At 58.3% G+C, this 1,965-nt stretch carries 2 protein-coding genes; both read right to left on the minus strand.

Annotation, left to right across the window (positions count from 1 at the left end):
- A partial coding sequence (locus LGH74_RS24760; protein WP_226180879.1) for a condensation domain-containing protein occupies positions 1-1,387 on the minus strand: 1,387 nt, incomplete at its 3' end.
- Positions 1,384-1,965: condensation domain-containing protein (locus LGH74_RS24765; RefSeq protein WP_226180881.1), on the minus strand; the 582-nt coding region annotated here is incomplete at its 5' end. The genes LGH74_RS24765 and LGH74_RS24760, both read right to left, overlap by 4 nt.

Genomic DNA, 1,965 nt, shown 5'->3' on the forward strand with positions numbered 1-1,965 from the left:
CGGCCCCGGCCGCCATAGCATCCCCCCCGGGCAGGGCTTCGCCCTGGAAGCCCACCAGCAACTCCTCCCGCTCCTCCACACTCAGGTACTCTACCGCACCGATGGATACGAATGGATTTTCTATTACCTGCGCAATGAGACGGGTGAAGTGGTCCTGCAGGCGCGTTAGCAGCTCATCGGTATAGACGTGCCCGTTGTAGTTGAACACGATATGGAAGACTTCCCCCGGCATTAGCATCAGGGTGAAATCGTAGTTGGTTTGGTCGTGGCTGCTGGAGGCTAGCAGGGAAAGCTGCTCGCCGCCGCCCTGGGCATCCATGCCCTGCTGCACCATTTCCTGCAGCGGAAAATTCTCGAACACCAGCACATGATCAAACAGGCCCCGGCCCAGCTCGCTGTTGGTCTGGATGGTCGAGAGCTGGGTGTAGTGGTGAGCAATTGCTTCAATGGACTCCTGCTGCACCTGCTTCAGCAGCTCCCGCACGCTCATGTCGTGTGGGGCGCGGATACGCACGGGAATGGTGTTGATGAACAAGCCGATCATCTCCTCAATGCCCTCTATCTCGGCCGGCCGGCCCGATACCACGCCGCCGAATACAACGTCGGTGGTATTGTTGTATTTGCTCAGCAGCATACCCCATACCGCCTGAATGAAGCTATTCTCGGTAATGGCTAGCTCTTCGCACAGACTTTTCAGGCCTTGCCGAACGGACGGCTCCAGGGCAAACGCCTTTTGTTTTACGTCGTAGCCAGCCTCCGGCGTGGTCGTGGCTTTGGGCAGGGAACTAATGGTGTCATAGCCCTGCAAATACTGGTTCCAATACTGCAGCGAAGCCTCTTTGTCGCGGGCTAGCAGCCACTTGATGTAGTTGGAATACGGATGAACCTTCGTGAGCTGCGGCAGCCGCACCTGCACGATGCTGTGGTATATCTCAAAATAGTCCCGGATCAGCAAACCGCTGCACCAGCCATCCATCAGGATGTGGTGGTGGCTCCAGATAAACTCGTGCGTGTGCTGGCCCAGGGCCAGCACCGTTAGGCGCATCTGCGAGCCTTTATGCAGGTTGAAGCCCTTCTGCCGGTCAGCTTCCTTAAAGGCTGCCAGTGAGAAATCCTCTTTATTGGATACATCCAAATAAGTGAAGGCTACCGGCGCTTCCTTTTGCACCACCTGTAGCACTTCTTCGCCGAAATTGGGGGTAAAGCAAGTGCGCAATACGGCGTGGCGCGCCATCAGGGCCTGGTAGCTTTTCTGGAGCGCATCCACGTTCAGCTCCCCTTCCAGACGGTAAGTAATCTGCTCGAAATAGGCTTCGGGTGAGCTCAGCCAATGATAGTATAATCCCTGTTGTAGTGGGCTTAATGAATAAACATCTTCAATTTTCATAACATTTCGTTTAGCTGTTGTAATTGTTCTATGCTGAGTCCCTTAAAGGTGAGGTCGACGGGGGTGAGTTGAGCGGTGTGTTCTTGGGCCAACTCGTCGAGCAATGCTTCCAGCTCCTGGGCGTAGGCCGTCATCAGCTGCTGCATGGTGGCCGCCGAGAAGCGGCCCGCGTCGTAGCTCACCATCAGGCTCAGCTGTCCGCCCACGACCAGGCCCGAAACGTCCAGCAGGCTGGTGCGCCCGTGCTGCGGGCTCACCTCGCGGCCCGAACTCTCTTCACTAAAAGTGAACGGAGCTGCGGCGCCTGCCGCTTCTCCCCCGCCCGGCACCGCGCCAAAGTCGCCCAGGTAGTTAAAGGTCAGTTCGGCGGGAGGACCAGCCACCTCTTTTCGGCCGGCTAAGTAGGTGAGCACGCCGTAGCCCAGGCCCTTGTTGGGCACCCGGTGCAGCGTCTCCTTCACTTCCACCAACTGCCGCTGGCGCTGTTGGGGCCCGTGGCGCAGGTCGAGCACGACGGGGTAGGTAGTGGTAAACCAGCCCACCGTGCGGCTCACGTCCAGGGCCGCGTCGCCCAGGGC

The organism is Hymenobacter lucidus (genome assembly GCF_020447265.1).
In the GTDB taxonomy this organism is placed as follows: Bacteria; Bacteroidota; Bacteroidia; order Cytophagales; family Hymenobacteraceae; genus Hymenobacter; species Hymenobacter lucidus.